This is a genomic window from Chryseobacterium sp. WG23 (assembly GCF_024586575.1).
Classification (GTDB): domain Bacteria; phylum Bacteroidota; class Bacteroidia; order Flavobacteriales; family Weeksellaceae; genus Chryseobacterium.
Map to the genome: position 1 here is coordinate 64192 of NZ_JALCZE010000001.1, position 14330 is coordinate 78521.

A 14330-nucleotide genomic window follows, 5' to 3' on the forward strand; every position below is an offset into this window, starting at 1 on the left:
TTTATAGAATGACCTTCAAAAACTTAACCAAATTACAATAAACCGTTTACTTTTACACCGCAATATGAAAAAATACCTTGTAGTCGCAATACATCAGATGAACTTTCCAGCAATAAAAAATTGAACTTTACAACAATAGTAACCTTTCGCAAATCTTTGAAATTTGTATCATCATAAAAAAGAATACAATGAGTAAAACAATTTTGATTACAGGTGCAGCAAGCGGATTTGGGAAGATTGCTGCTTTTGATTTGGCAAAGAAAGGACACAAAATAATTGCCACAGCTCAGGTTTATCCTCAGATGAGTGATTTAATCAGAGAAGCTAAAGAAAAGGGAATCGATCTTACAGTTGATAAGCTGGATGTCACCAATTCCCGTGATATCGCTTATATCCATCAAAAATATGATATCGATATTTTAATCAGCAATGCCGGGATTATGGAAGGTGGCCCTATTGCTGAACAGCCACTGGAATTGATCCGTTCTATGTTTGATGTGAATGTATTTGGTGGGCTGGAGCTGGCTCAGGGGTTCGTCAAAAAGTTCATTGAACAAAAGAAGCCGGGTAAAATCGTATTCACCACTTCTATGGGTGGGCTGTGGACTGTACCTTATGTTGCTGCATACTGTGCCTCAAAACATGCAATGGAATCTATTGCAGAAGGTTTAAAAACAGAACTGGCCCAGTTTAATATTAAAATTGCAACCTGCAATCCTGGAGTATTTGGAACAGGCTTTAATGACCGTGGGGTAGACTCTATTTTCCGATGGTATAATCCTGAGACCAACTTTACGCCTCCATCTGTCTTTGACGGTACTGCAGAGTCACTGGCTCATCAGTTAGATCCACAATCTATGGCAGACTGCATTGTGAATGTAGCTTTAGATGATCATTCCAATTTTAGAAATGTACATCCCAAAGAAACGGAGGATTTTGTAAAACAGCTTCAGGCTGAGGCATGGACGGCAAAAAGTTAATCATATGGGAATCAATTATGATCTGGCAGAAAAAGCATTAAAAGCAGCTGTCCGGAAAGCAAAAACGCTGAATATTCCTGTAAGCATTGCCGTGGTGGATACCGGGGGACATCTGGTTTCTTTTGCAAGGTTAGACAGTGTATATGGGGTGATTGATTTTGCAGTGAAAAAGGCAAAGACGGCTGTTATGTTTGGTGTTGACAGTGATATTATGGGCAGTATTATTGCCGGAGCTGACATGCATGGCTATGGAATGCTGATTTCTAATGGGGGACTGTTAACAATTGGCGGAGGAGTAGTTATTAAAAATACTCAGGGAGAAATTATCGGAGCAATCGGCTCTTCAGGCGGAAGTCCCGAGCAGGATAAAGAGATTGCAACGGCAGGCGCTTCCGGTATCGCTTAATTTCAGATATTTGTACAATGGAGAATACTTCTGAAATCATCTTTGATAAACTGGTTTATTCATGTGCTTTTGAAACGTACAGGGGGCATGAAGAATTTATTCCGGATCATTTTCTGGGATTTCAAATATCCGGAGAAACGCATGCTTTTCATGATCAGGGGAAAACTGTTGTTAAAGAAAATACCGTGGTGCTGGTCAGAAAAAATCAATTGATCAGAACTATTAAATATCCTTCAGAAAAAGAGAAGTATCAGTTTATATCAATTACCCTTGATCTTGAAACATTGCGGCAATATGCTACAGAAAATAAAATTGTTATGGATGCTCCGTTTGCGGGTAATCAAAGATTATTTTTTGAACCGGATGATTTTTTCAGAGGTTATTTTCAGTCTCTTCTTCCGTATGTTGATAAAACAAAAGAAGTGACGCTGAGACTTGCTATTTTAAAGATCAGGGAAGCTATAGAGCTTATTTTACAAAGCAATCCGGATTTTAAGAATTTGCTGTTTGATTTTTCAGAACCTCATAAGATCGACCTGAAAGAATTTATGAATAAAAATTTCATGTTCAACGTCTCTGTAGAGGCTTTTGCCAAGCTTACAGGGCGAAGTCTCTCAGGATTTAAGAGAGATTTTAATAAAACTTTCAGTAAAACACCCAAACAATGGCTCAAGGAAAAAAGACTGGAAGAAGCGTATTATCTGATCAGGTACAAACAAAAGAAGCCATCAGATATCTATCTGGATCTTGGTTTTGAAAATCTTTCCCATTTTTATTATTCTTTTAAAAAAAAATACGGGAAGACAACATCTGAAGTTTAGCTTAAAATAAAATGATGGTGAAATTCCATTGTTAAAAGACACAGCAATATAAAAAGGGAGCGGGAATAATCGCTCCTTTTTCTATATAAGGGATCCTTTTTCTGCTTTAAACATATCAGACATCGCCTCAAATTAAGATCGCCATGCCGTGCTGAAGATAATCTCAAGCAGAGCCTCAAACCTCAAATGAATATTTCATCAAATAATACTGTCAGCAACAACTGGCAACTTATTTCTCAAAATCATAGAGGTTAATCCCTATTTCTTGATTTCTAACTTTTACTACCCTGGTAGACAGCGGGTAAAAAATAAATTCTGCAGCCCCCTGAATAGTTGCTTCTAACAGATGGCCGGCAAGAGCCGTATAATCTTCTCTCCCCAGGGTAATATGGAGGTGAAGGGTGAGTTTTTCTTCTATTTCAGCAACATTTCCTGAAATATTGGTTACTTCCATTTGTTCTTTAAAAGTTGTATCAACATAATTTTTTGTTGAAGGATTAAAGAAACGAAGGGTAGCCTCACTTACAGCTCCTATTCCCGTAATTTCTCCTGCCTGAATATTCTGGTCCCGTACAAAATCTGTTAAAGTTTCAACAATTTTAGAATGGTTTTTAAGGCTTACAATATAAATATGATCAACTTTTCTGGCTGACCAATGAGTTCCTTTTACGTTGTGGATATCCATGATCTTATTTTTCTTATTCTGAAGCAAAAAATTAACCAACCAGGGAACTTTACCGAATAAGTTTTTATTATATTTTTCACAGGAAATTTTTAAAAACCGGGAAACTTTCTGAAATTTGCAGCAAATAAAAAATAAATGAAGATCGTCGATATTGAAAGTTGGAACAGAAAGGAGCATTTTGAATTTTTTTCAGGTATGGCAAGTCCGTACCTTGGCTTTACAACGGAGGTAGATTGCACAAAAGCCTATGAAACGGCTAAAGAAAACGGGTATTCTTTCTTCGCTTATTATTACCATAAATCTATGGTTGCTATCAATACAGTTGAAGAATTAAAGCTTAGAATAGTAGAGGGAGAGGTCATTCAGTTTGATACAGTTCATGCGGGAAGTACTATTGGGAGGCCTGACGGTACTTTTGGCTTTTCTTTTACTCATTTTTCGGAAGATTTTGAAATTTTCAATGCTGCCCTGCAGGAAGAAATAAAAGGAGTACATCAATCATCAGGGCTTCGGTTAAGCAATGAAAGGCTGGGAAAAGATCATGTAAGGCATACGACTATTCCATGGAATTCTTTCACCGCTATTTTACATCCTACAGATTTTAATACAACAGAATCGGTTCCGAAGGTTGCTTTTGGAAAATTTAATATCCGCGATGGAAAAAAATACATGCCGGTATCTGTTGAGGCACATCATGGGTTGGCAGACGGTATTCATCTTGCAAAATATATAGAGGAATTTCAGAGACAGCTTGACCTGTAAGAACAGTCTTTACACCCAGACTACTCAGCTGATTTAAGGGAAAGGAAGCTTCTTATAGATGTTTTCTTTCCTAATAATAGATTTTTCTTTTCTCAATCTTTACAATATTATCTTTTTCCATTTGCTTGATGGTACGTATAACAGTTTCTACACATAATCCGGTAAGCGAGGCAAGCTGTTGACGGGTAAGCGGTACCTGAAATGAATAGGCTGCTTTATCATCGTGATAACTTTTCAGGTAATCCAGCAGCAATTTTAATTTTGAAACGGGGCTTTGAAAAGAGAGATTGTAAAGCATAATATATTTATAATACATCCTTTCCGCAAGACATTGATAAATATTCAGCGAAATCTCAGGATTGCCCCTTATTAAACTTAAAAACTTTTCTCTGGACATTTTGAAGATAGAGGATTTTTCCATGGCTACGGCGTTCATAGGATAAGGACGGTCTACAAATAACAGTGACTCACCAAAACTGTGGCCGTCAGAAAATAGGTTCTGAATAAATTCTTTTCCGTCTTCAGTATAGTTGTTAAGCTTAATTTTTCCTTTTTCAATCTGATAATAATACATCGGATATTCCTGCTCACGGAAAATGAGATCTCCCGCTTTATAGTTTATTATTTCGGCTCCAAAAAAAGTTAATAAATCTTCATTGATCATATTCGTGACTATAGCTAATTAAACTTCAAAATATTCCTAAATACCTTTTTATAGATAACAGGAATGCTGCATTTAAAAAAAATAAAGAAACATCTATTTTATTTGTTTTTATCACCATGTGGTACCATATATCTACCACAAATATTCATTTTTATGAAATCAATAAATTGAAAGGTATTGATCAGGATCATAAAAAGTGAACAAAGAATCTGCTACTTTTACATTATGTTAAAATAAAGAGACATAAACAATGGTAAACCGCCTGATGAAAGCGGTTATGATATTTTGCTTAAAAACATAACGTGGTATGTATGTGGTACACTGTTTTAATAGAATTTTAATCATTTTTTCTTTCTTTGCTCTGTATAAAAATGATAGTAATCCTATATGTGTAATATTTTAACATGATAGCTCAATACTGGTAAAATATAATTGCTGTTATTGAATTGTATTTAGAAAAAAGAATAAAACTTTTAATACATAAAATTATTTAATTTCTGTACTGAATGGTAAAAACAGAAATTGATAAGAGAAAAAGATATTGTACTGATGCATACAATAATGCTGCATCAGACTTTAGTAGAGATGAGAACGTACTATGAAAAACAAAAAACCTGAATCCAATTTAGAGGATTTGAATCAGAAGATTCTTGTAGAAGACGAAATTATGGCACTTGCTAAAGCAAACTCTCCTCGTTTACTTAGTAAGTTCAGGTTAGTCTATCCTGATTTTTTCGAAAAATTGTCTGCTATACAGCCTGGCCTTAAAAATTCTGAAGCTATTTTTTGTATTTACCTGAAGCTTAATATGACGACAAAAGAAATAGCCACATGTATATTTGTTACTCCAAAAGCAATACAAAACAGGAAAAACAGGATCAGAAAGAAACTCAATATTCCTTCTGAGCTTGATATTTATAAATGGTTTAATGAAATTTAAACCATTTTTTTTGAACTTAAATTTCTATAATAGCTTTGTCCAGATCATGGTAAAGGAGTATTTTCCAACGGTTTTCTTTTGCTTCTTTTTCCCACATAAGCCTTAACTCCATTGCTTTTCTGCCATCGAAATCACTTTTATAAGCCAGGTGATATTTTAAATAGGAAGCCTGGGGCAGATCGTCAGCACCATAGAAAGCCGTTTCTCCATTTTCACGGATCCAGAAAACCTGCATAAAGGGGGTATGACCGCCAACCACTTCGTACGCTATCTCATCGGTAATCTGCCCTTTATCTTCATGCATCCATACAATATTAGGAAATTGGATCAGTTTTTCCAGGATCCCGAAATCGAAAGAAGGATTCCCTTTATTCTCCATAGCAAAATCCAGCTCACGCTTTTGAATGTAAATTTCAGCATTCGGAAAGGTAGGTTCAAAACCATAATCCGTAGCTCTTACAGCACCTTCTATATGGTCTTTATGGAGATGGGAGAGCAGTACTTTTGTAACCTGTTCCGGTTTGATATTTTCTCTATTCAGGATTTCAGAAACAACAGTGACTTCATTCTCATTTTTCCATCCAATACCAGTATCCAGAAGGATATAGTCATTTTCTGTGATAATCAGAAAAGGCTGTACAGACATTTTGATCCCTTTGGCCGTATCAAAATTTTCTGATGTTAAAAGACTGAAATCTTTTGTTTTGCTTGCTGAGAAATTACCTTCTTTGAGGGGAATGATTTTCATGATGCAAATTTCTTCAATATTTCTAAAAGTTCAAAGGTTTTTCATCAATCAGGATCATCAACAAAAGCAATCGTACAGATGATCTACCAATTATTCAAACCATTTTTCAAGGCTTTTGTATAGTTTTCCTGATCAAAAGAATAAAGATCAGGGGATTTATGGGCTCCTCCACGTCTTTGTTCTTCCAGTTTTCTTAATATGCCTAAATTTTTAATCTTTCTGTAAAAGTTTCCGCGATTAAGTGTTTTACCGAATATCGCTTCATAGAGTTTTTGCAGTTCGGGAAGGGTGAATTTTTCAGGAAGCAGATTATATCCGATAGGTTTATAGGAAATTTTTTCCCTGAGAGTCAGCAGTGCCTTTTCAATGATTTCCCGGTGATCCATAGCAAGCTCAATTTCCTGAAGCTGCCTTAAATAAACCCATTCACAGGTTTCACTCATTTCGTCAGCAACCGGATTGATTTCAGAAGAGTGGTACAGGGCATAATAGCCCACCGAAATAAACCGCTGTTTCTGGAAAAGACTGTCATCAAAATCTTCAAAATAAGACTCACTTCTGTTTTTCTTTCCGAAGACCCCGAATTCTTCAAGAAAAACATGGGTTATACCTGTCCGGGATTCCAGGATTCTGAGTACGGCTTCATCCAGATCTTCATCCTTACGTACATATCCTCCGGGAAGAAGCCATTGTTTTTTATAATTCATTTTTGCCAGCAAAACTTTCAGTTCATTCTGATCAAAACCAAAAATAACAGGATCGGCTGAAAGGTGAGGGAGGTAAATTTCTTTTGCTTCTGCAGAACGTTTTAGAATCTGCCCTTTAGAATCGATATCATTCATAAATAAGTGTGTATGGCAAATGTAAGATAAAAACATATTGATACTTCAAAAATACTTTATTAAAGACAGTTTTGAGAAAAATAATCTATTATACCGACAGATTAAATAGATGATTTCCTTGTATTAAAATGACTACCTTTGAACTCTTAAAAAAAGAATATATTTCTGACGGATCTGACAGGCTCCATCATTCGAAATCATTTTCTACCCACTCTAATTTTATTTGTAATATGCAGGAGAACGCTTCTAACGGTATTTCAAGGACTGTAATCTGGCTGATGGCCATTATTTCCGGGCTTGTGGTAGCTAATAATTACTATAACCAGCCTTTGCTGGCCCTTATTTCTGAAGATCTTAATGTTTCGGAAAGTGCAGCGAGCAGGATCTCGGTACTTACCCAGATTGGGTATGCGCTGGGATTATTGTTGCTTGTCCCATTGGGAGATAAATTTTACCGTAAAAAACTGATTTTAATTGATCTATTTCTTGTTTTTGGATCCCTGTTATGGATGACTTTTGCCACACAGTTATGGATGCTATACGCAGCCAGTCTACTGATCGGAGCAACATCTGTTATCCCGCAGCTATTTGTTCCCATTGCGGCAGAGCTATCATCAGATAAGGAGAAAGCTGGCAATATCGGGCTTGTAATGTCCGGTCTGTTATTAGGAATTCTACTTTCCCGTTTTGTGGGCGGAATTGTAGGGGAAGTCTGGGGATGGAGAGCTATGTTTGGAATTGCAGCAGGCTTAATGATTTTAGTTTGGGTGGCTGTTTATAAAATGCTTCCGGAACTTCATCCGAATTTCAAAGGCACTTATAAAGAACTGATGCGTTCTGTGGCTCATCTTGCCAAAACACAGCCTATTCTTCAGCTGGCGTCATTCCGGGGAGCAATGGCTTTCGGGTCTATGTGTGCTTTGTTTACTACTTTGGTTTTCCATATGGAAAAGCCGCCTTTTAATGCTGGCTCTTCAGTGGTAGGAAGTTTCGGACTGGCAGGAGCGGTAGGCGCATTGGCAGCTGCGAAAGTAGGAAAGCTGCAAAAATACCTGGATCTCAACCGGATTATACTGTATTCGTTATTGATTGTCATTGGAAGCTGGGGGTTTACCTATTTTGCCGGAGAAACCTATTGGGGACTGATTGCAGGAGTAATTCTTGTAGACCTAGGGGTACAGTCCAGCCATATTATGAACCAAACCAATTACTTTTTGATAAAATCCAATGCTGTCAACAGACTCAATACGGTGTATATGGTTTCTTATTTCATTGGAGGATCATTAGGTACCTGGCTGGCTTCTGTTGCATGGCAGAAAGCACAGTGGGCAGGGGTTTGTTTTGTAGGAACAACCTTTGGCGTTTTAGCACTGATTGCCCATATCCTCTTTTGTCAAAGAGTCAACAAAAACTGAGATCACACTCATACAATAATAAAAAATCTCTGATTAGTATTGATCAGAGATTTTGTTTTTATAAGAAGAAGTTCTATATTTTCCTGTGATATAAAGCTATTCCTAAACTTCTACCTGTTCCTGTAGCAATTCCCGATGTTTTCCTCCCCATTTACTTAGCTCGTTCCAGATAGGGATAAGCTCTCTGGCAATATCAGTGAGTTCGTAATCTACTCGGGGTGGTACCTCGGCATGAACTGTTCTTTTTAATAAGCCTTCTTTCTCCAGTTCTCTCAGCTGCAGGGTAAGCATTCTTTCTGTTATTCCTGAAATTGATTTCCGAAGTTCACTGAAACGCAGTTTTCCGTCTTTAAGCTTATCCAGAATCAGAAGTTTCCATCTTCCTCCAATCTTACAAACCGCATAGGTGAGATCACATTCATGAATATACTGCCTGTTGATATTATTGGTTGAGTTTTCTTTTATTTTTCCCATTACTTACAAATTTGTTAGTACCGTACAATTCACTGTATACAGTGCAAATGTAAGGCTTGAAATTTAATTTTGTACCATCAAAGAGAAAAACACAGCAATAAAGGAATGATAGCGCTACAGTTCCCTGCTGAAATAATGTAATTCAAAATTAAATAACAATGCAGTTTACACCACAAATCAATCGGATTTTAAATCAATTAGAAAAGATACAGTCATTTAATGCCCAGAGCCCATTAGATGATACCCGAAAATACCTTGAAACAATGACGCTTCAGCTTAGCGGGAAAAAGGAAATCGTGACTATGATTGAAGAATTGAATATTCCGAAGGAAAATTATCAGATTCCCATCCGTATTTATCGCCCTAAGGGAAAAACAGCTCAGAAATCATCCGCCATTATTTATGTACACGGGGGTTGGTTTATTGCCGGAGGATATGAAACTCACGATGCTGTTGCCCGTAAGCTAGCCAATAAAACCGGTTCTGTCATTATTTTTGTAGATTACCGTCTTGCTCCTGAGCATCCTTTTCCTGCGGGACTTAATGATACTATTGATGCTGTAAAATGGGTGGCAGACCATGCTGATTCTTTAGGAATCGATCAAAATCAAATTGGAATTATAGGCGACAGTGCCGGAGGGGCACTTGCAGCAGCTGTTTCAACGGAGGTAGGAGCGCTGCTGAAGTTTCAGGTATTAATTTACCCTGCTGCAGACAATACATTCACTTCCAATTCCTGGAAAGTGTACGAAAACGGTCCTGTTTTAAATAAAGAAGGAGGAATACAGGCGTGGAACTGGTATCTTCCTGAAGATCAGGCCAACAATCCTTTGGCAATCCCTGTTTTATTGGAAAATTTTAAAAAGACTCCACCCACACTGATTATTTTAGCAGAACACGATCCGTTGATTGATGATGGAAAGCAGCTTGCCGGCAACATGGAAAATGCAGGTATTGCTGTCAAAAAAAGCCTTTATAACGAAATGGTTCATGGATTTATGCATATGGGAGAAGTATTGGATGAAACACAATCCGCAATTAATGAAATCGCTGAATTTGCCCAGCAGAATTTTAAAACGATTAATGAAAATCAGCTATGAAAAAGTATGCTTATATAGGCTGTCTGGGATTTATTGCAGTCATCACAACGGAGTTTGGGGTCATTGGTATTCTTCCTCAGATTGCAGAACATTACAGTATCAGTATTGATAAAGCAGGCTATCTGTTGAGTGCTTTTGCCCTGGTAATTGCTCTTACGGGGCCCTTTATGACATTGCTTACCTCAGGGCTTGACCGGAAAAAAATAATGCTGGCTGCTATTTTTATGTTTTTGGTTACAGGATTTGTTTCTTCATTTTCACCGCCATTTTGGCTGCTGATGATTGTTAGAATTCTTCCTGCATTTCTACAGCCTGTGTATATTGCATCTGCTCTGTCTGTAGCCATATCTCAGGCCGAAGAACATAAAAAAAACGGGCTGATGAGCATTGTTTTCAATGGAGTTGCTATCGCTATGGTAACCACAGTTCCCTTTGCTACGTGGGTTTCCGGCCTTTGGTCATGGGAATATTCTTTTATGATTCAGACTGCAGTAAGTTTAATAGCACTTATTACGATTCAGTTTCTGTTACCGTCAATGCCGGTACAGGAGAAGAAATCTTTTGGAAGTCAGGTAAGTATACTTACTCAGCCTTCTTTTATCTTAAGTACATTGACTAATTTTTTTATGATTACAGCCTGGTTTTCTACGTACAGCTATTTTGCAGACTACCTGAACAAAGCAAAAGGGATGGACACTACAATGATAAGTTATATGCTGCTGGTTTTTGGAACGATTGGAATTTTCGCCAACTGGATTGCCGGGAAAATGCTTAATAAAAATGTAGCCGTAACAACGGCATTTTTCCTCTCCGGAACCATTTTAGTGCCCATCCTGCTATATGTTTCAGACGGAAATATGATAGCCACTATTCTGGTCATAGGGATTTGGGGATTTCTTTATTCCCCAAGCTTTTTGAATGCTTCTACTTATATGATATCAGCAGCTCCGGGTTCTTTAGAATTTGCCAATAGCCTGGCAACATCATTTGGAAATTTAGGGGTTACTTTAGGAACAACTATCGGAGGTTGGATTATTGTCACAAAAGGAGTCGTCTTTACACCCTGGATTGGAGTTATTTTTGGACTTCTTGCATTTTCCATGATGATCTTAAAAGGACTGTATGAAAAACGGAGCCAGTCTACAATACCCTGTAAAGAATAAACTGTAACAAATTTTATTACATTAAAATAAATTCGTATCTTTGCTGTAGTAAATTTCATAAAATACCTACAATGAAAATAGAAATATGGTCGGACGTGATGTGTCCGTTTTGTTATATCGGAAAAAATAATTTTGAACAAGCGCTGAACAAACTTCCTTTTAAAGATGAAGTAGAAGTAGAGTGGAAGAGTTTCCAACTGGATCCAAGTCTGGACCCAAAGCAAACTCAGAATACAATTGAATATTTTAGAGAAAAGAAAGGATTTCCTGAAGCGCAGGCTACCCAAATGATCAGCCAGGTTGCCCAGATGGGAAAAGGAGCAGGAATTGATTTTAATTTTGAAAAAGCTCTGATCACCAATACTTTCAGTGCCCACAAATTGCTTCATTTGTCTAAGAAGTACAACAAGTCTAATGAGATGGAAGAAGCTTTGTTCATCGCTCATTTTATCGATGGTAAGAATGTAGGGGACACGGAAGTTTTGGTTTCTCTTGCAGAAAACTTAGGAATTGATAAAGAAGAAGCAAGAAAGGCTGTCACTTCAGATCAGTTGGATTATGAAGTGAACCAGGATATTCTGGAAGCCAGAAATAACGGGGTTTCCAGCGTTCCGTTCTTTGTTCTGAATGGAAAGTATGCTGTTTCCGGAGCACAGCCGGTAGAAGCTTTTGAAGAAGCACTTCAGCAGACTTATAAAGAAACGGTAAGTCCTTTTAAAGATATTTCCGGAAGTAGTGGTGCTTCCTGCGATGCTGATGGATGCAGTATCTAATATTTATTTTAACCCCCAAAACATTTTGACTTTGTTTTGGGGGTTTTACATAAGATGTTTATTGGATTGTGAAAAATCTTTTGAAATATATTGGAATATTTTTATATTTGAAACTTATCTTTACTAAGATCATCTCCAATTAATGAAACATTTCTTAACTATTATTCCATTTATTTTATCAATAAGCTGTAAAAATAATAAAGAACCAATCATTGAATATATTCCTTCTATAGCATCGGATACTTTAAAGGAGCAAAATTATATTGCAATATTTGATGATGCTACTGAAAAGAAGGCAGATCTTACCCAATCTGAATTAAAGATCATAGATAAAAATGTAATCAAGGCTGTCAATGAGTACAATGATAAAATCGAGAATAAGAAATATAGATTAAACTTAAGGAATTACTTTAGACAATATTATGTTTCAACAGATTCTAATGGAGAAAAAATTGTTAGAGTGTTTTGCTTCTGTGAGCATATGGATAATAATGATTGGCGAACTGAAAAATTGATTGTACATGATGGAGGAAAATGTTATTTCAATGTTGTAATCAATATTACCAAACAGTATCATCATGATTTAAAAACTCATGGAATAGCTTAAAAAGTTGATTATGAAAATTAGTAGCAGTGTGAGAATAGTCTCCATTATTTCTTATTTACTGATCATTTTAGCAGGTGAAATGATTGGCCTGCCATTTATATGCTGGCTTTTGTTTACGGTCTTTGATGTTGGAAATACTGATCAGATATTTGCAATTCTGGGAATTTTAGGAATTGTACTGAATGTAACCGGTTGGCGAAACAGAATTCCAGTCACAATCCTGAGCTTTATTCTAATGCTCTCTCCCCTCATAAGCAGAATGATAGAGGTCCCTCTTGTAAAATTTAATTATTTATCATTTGAAATTCCTTTGTTTACTTTTATAATCAGTTATCTGATATTTATTATTCTTAATGTTCAAAGACAAAAGTTTCAGACTATATAATATTTACAAAATACAGAAAACTATTATATCTTTGTAAGACTCTATAAACAAGGTATACATCTCATTTCTCTATGATAAAAATTAATAACGAAGCTCATTATCCAATAGCGGATACTCTTTTTGTTTTTGCATTAGACTCAGAAGCAGGAACTGTATTTGACGGAAAAAATAAATTGGTAACAGGAATTGGAAAAGTCAATGCAGCGATAGAACTGACCAGAGAAATTCATCTTAGAAAACCAAAACTGATTGTCAATTTGGGTTCGGCAGGGAGTAAAGGGTTTCATAAAGGAGAAGTGGTATGCTGTACAAAATTTATCCAGCGGGATATGGATGTAAGAGGTCTTGGATTTCAACTCTATGAGACTCCGCTGTCAGGAGTACCTCCTGTATTGGAATATGGGCTTAAAATGGATACTTTAAAAGAAGGAATCTGTGGCAGTGGTGACAGTTTTGAAATGAACCATTCTGAGACAGATTATAATATTGTAGATATGGAGGCCTATCCGTTGGCGCTTATAGCTCAAAAAGAAAATATTCCGTTTCTATGTCTGAAATACATTTCTGATGATGCAGGAAGTGATGCCGCTGATGACTGGAGCGTACAGGTACATTTGGCTTCTGAAGCATTTAAGAAAATATTATTTTCGTAAGGAGCAGTCCGTAAGATTATTGTAAGATTCTTTTTTTAAGACCTCCGATTATATGAAAGTTACTTTTTACCAGCCGGTACATCCTGTTCTAAAAAAATATATTGAAGGGTATTATTTTATAGAAAAAGATGACGATCATCAGCCGGTCAGGTATCTTACATTTCCGGATAATTATTGTATTGTATCAGCTTGTCAGGATGTATCCGTTACTCAAGATAACGGACGGATGGAGCTAAGCCGATCTTTGTCAGAAAACATAGTGATTGATTTTGTTTTCAGATGTTCCGCTCCTACCGAGATTTTTTATAAACAATCTGTCAATGAAGTTACTCTTTACTTTAAACCCTTGGGAATCTATCATTTTTTTGATGCAGATGATCGTACATCTTTAGAGGAAAATATTCAACTTTCAGATTTTAAAGACATCAGCAATGCTGTTTTAAAAGAACCCAACAGAAAAAGTCAAATTGAAATGCTGGAAAATTACTGGCTTTCAATACTCTGCCAGAAAGATTTAAAATTGGCCTATACTATTTTGGCTGATTTTGAAACTGAACTGAGCATCGAAGAAATTGCCGTGAAAAATAAAATAACAAGACAATACGTCAATAAGATTTCCAAACGGTATCTGTTTAAGCCTGCCTCCGAATTCAGGAAAATTCAGCGATTTCGTAACGTGCTCATCTCAAATAAAAAATCCAGAAATCTTACAGAGCTTTCCTATGAACATCTTTTTTATGATCAGTCGCATCTTATTAAAGACTTTAAGGAGCTGACAAGAATAAGTCCCGGGAAATTCTTTGACAACGTAGATACTGAAAAGAATAATATCTGGTTTTTTATCTAAGTTTCCATTTTTACAATTTCTACGATTTTCATTGAGATACTTTTACTGAAATATTTAAACTTATT

General features: G+C 36.4%; 18 protein-coding genes. 13 read left to right on the forward strand and 5 right to left on the reverse strand.

The features are described 5' to 3' along the window. The first annotated feature begins 188 nt into the window (after positions 1–188). From MP477_RS00320 to MP477_RS00330, 3 genes are read left to right on the forward strand one after another with little or no spacing between them, the layout of a single operon-like run. Positions 189–980: an SDR family oxidoreductase gene (locus tag MP477_RS00320; protein WP_257188701.1), complete on the forward strand. Its 792-nt coding sequence runs from the start codon at positions 189–191 to the stop codon at positions 978–980. 4 nt (positions 981–984) lie between these two features. Then, positions 985–1386, forward strand: a complete 402-nt coding sequence (locus MP477_RS00325; protein ID WP_257188702.1) for a heme-binding protein — start codon at positions 985–987, stop codon at positions 1384–1386. Positions 1387–1403: 17 nt separating this feature from the next. Continuing rightward, entirely contained in the window at positions 1404–2207 is an 804-nt protein-coding gene (locus tag MP477_RS00330) for an AraC family transcriptional regulator (protein ID WP_257188703.1), read from the forward strand. A gap of 229 nt (positions 2208–2436) precedes the next feature. On the opposite strand, the gene MP477_RS00335 is transcribed toward MP477_RS00330, so the two are convergent. After that, the gene (locus MP477_RS00335) at positions 2437–2892 is read right to left on the reverse strand and encodes a PPC domain-containing DNA-binding protein (protein ID WP_257188704.1); all 456 of its coding nucleotides are present in this window, start codon (positions 2890–2892) and stop codon (positions 2437–2439) included. A gap of 135 nt (positions 2893–3027) precedes the next feature. Here MP477_RS00335 and MP477_RS00340 point away from each other — a divergent pair, with 135 nt between their 5' ends. Next, positions 3028–3654 carry a chloramphenicol acetyltransferase gene (locus MP477_RS00340; protein WP_230036319.1) on the forward strand — a complete coding sequence of 209 codons (627 nt, stop codon included), beginning with the start codon at positions 3028–3030 and terminating at the stop codon, positions 3652–3654. A 70-nt stretch (positions 3655–3724) separates the two neighbouring features. Here MP477_RS00340 and MP477_RS00345 read toward each other — a convergent pair whose 3' ends face one another. Next, positions 3725–4318, reverse strand: coding sequence for a Crp/Fnr family transcriptional regulator (locus MP477_RS00345; RefSeq protein WP_230036317.1), 594 nt, complete (start codon positions 4316–4318; stop codon positions 3725–3727). Positions 4319–4916: 598 nt separating this feature from the next. On the opposite strand from MP477_RS00345, the gene MP477_RS00350 reads away from it, so the two are divergent. Further along, positions 4917–5258 carry a hypothetical protein gene (locus tag MP477_RS00350; RefSeq protein WP_230036315.1) on the forward strand — a complete coding sequence of 114 codons (342 nt, stop codon included), beginning with the start codon at positions 4917–4919 and terminating at the stop codon, positions 5256–5258. Between the two features lie 16 nt (positions 5259–5274). Here MP477_RS00350 and MP477_RS00355 read toward each other — a convergent pair whose 3' ends face one another. Then, positions 5275–6006, reverse strand: a complete 732-nt coding sequence (locus MP477_RS00355; protein ID WP_257188705.1) for an MBL fold metallo-hydrolase — start codon at positions 6004–6006, stop codon at positions 5275–5277. Between the two features lie 83 nt (positions 6007–6089). Continuing rightward, positions 6090–6848, reverse strand: coding sequence for an NUDIX hydrolase (locus MP477_RS00360; RefSeq protein WP_257188706.1), 759 nt, complete (start codon positions 6846–6848; stop codon positions 6090–6092). 128 nt (positions 6849–6976) lie between these two features. Between MP477_RS00360 and MP477_RS00365 the strand changes: the two genes are divergently transcribed. Then, a complete protein-coding gene (locus tag MP477_RS00365) occupies positions 6977–8263 on the forward strand; it encodes an MFS transporter (RefSeq protein WP_257188707.1) in 1287 nt (428 codons plus the stop codon). A 102-nt stretch (positions 8264–8365) separates the two neighbouring features. Here the strand turns inward: MP477_RS00365 and MP477_RS00370 are convergent, their stop codons facing one another. Then, positions 8366–8737, reverse strand: a complete 372-nt coding sequence (locus MP477_RS00370; protein WP_230036307.1) for a helix-turn-helix domain-containing protein — start codon at positions 8735–8737, stop codon at positions 8366–8368. 158 nt (positions 8738–8895) lie between these two features. Here MP477_RS00370 and MP477_RS00375 point away from each other — a divergent pair, with 158 nt between their 5' ends. From MP477_RS00375 to MP477_RS00405, 7 genes are all read left to right on the forward strand, one after another. Next, a complete protein-coding gene (locus MP477_RS00375; protein WP_257188708.1) occupies positions 8896–9837 on the forward strand; it encodes an alpha/beta hydrolase in 942 nt (313 codons plus the stop codon). Beyond that, on the forward strand, positions 9834–11000 hold the full coding sequence (locus MP477_RS00380) for an MFS transporter (protein WP_257188709.1): 1167 nt from the start codon (positions 9834–9836) through the stop codon (positions 10998–11000). The genes MP477_RS00375 and MP477_RS00380 overlap by 4 nt, the downstream gene beginning before the upstream one ends. A 71-nt stretch (positions 11001–11071) precedes the next feature. Continuing rightward, entirely contained in the window at positions 11072–11773 is a 702-nt protein-coding gene (locus tag MP477_RS00385; RefSeq protein WP_257188710.1) for a DsbA family oxidoreductase, read from the forward strand. A 142-nt stretch (positions 11774–11915) separates the two neighbouring features. After that, positions 11916–12380 (forward strand): hypothetical protein, encoded by a 465-nt coding sequence (locus MP477_RS00390; RefSeq protein WP_257188711.1) that lies wholly within the window; start codon positions 11916–11918, stop codon positions 12378–12380. A gap of 10 nt (positions 12381–12390) precedes the next feature. Continuing rightward, entirely contained in the window at positions 12391–12765 is a 375-nt protein-coding gene (locus tag MP477_RS00395) for a hypothetical protein (RefSeq protein ID WP_257188712.1), read from the forward strand. 71 nt (positions 12766–12836) lie between these two features. Beyond that, positions 12837–13418, forward strand: coding sequence for a nucleosidase (locus tag MP477_RS00400; protein WP_257188713.1), 582 nt, complete (start codon positions 12837–12839; stop codon positions 13416–13418). A gap of 52 nt (positions 13419–13470) precedes the next feature. Beyond that, complete coding sequence (locus tag MP477_RS00405) at positions 13471–14265, forward strand: AraC family transcriptional regulator (protein ID WP_257188714.1); 795 nt, start codon at positions 13471–13473, stop codon at positions 14263–14265. Positions 14266–14330 lie beyond the last annotated feature (65 nt).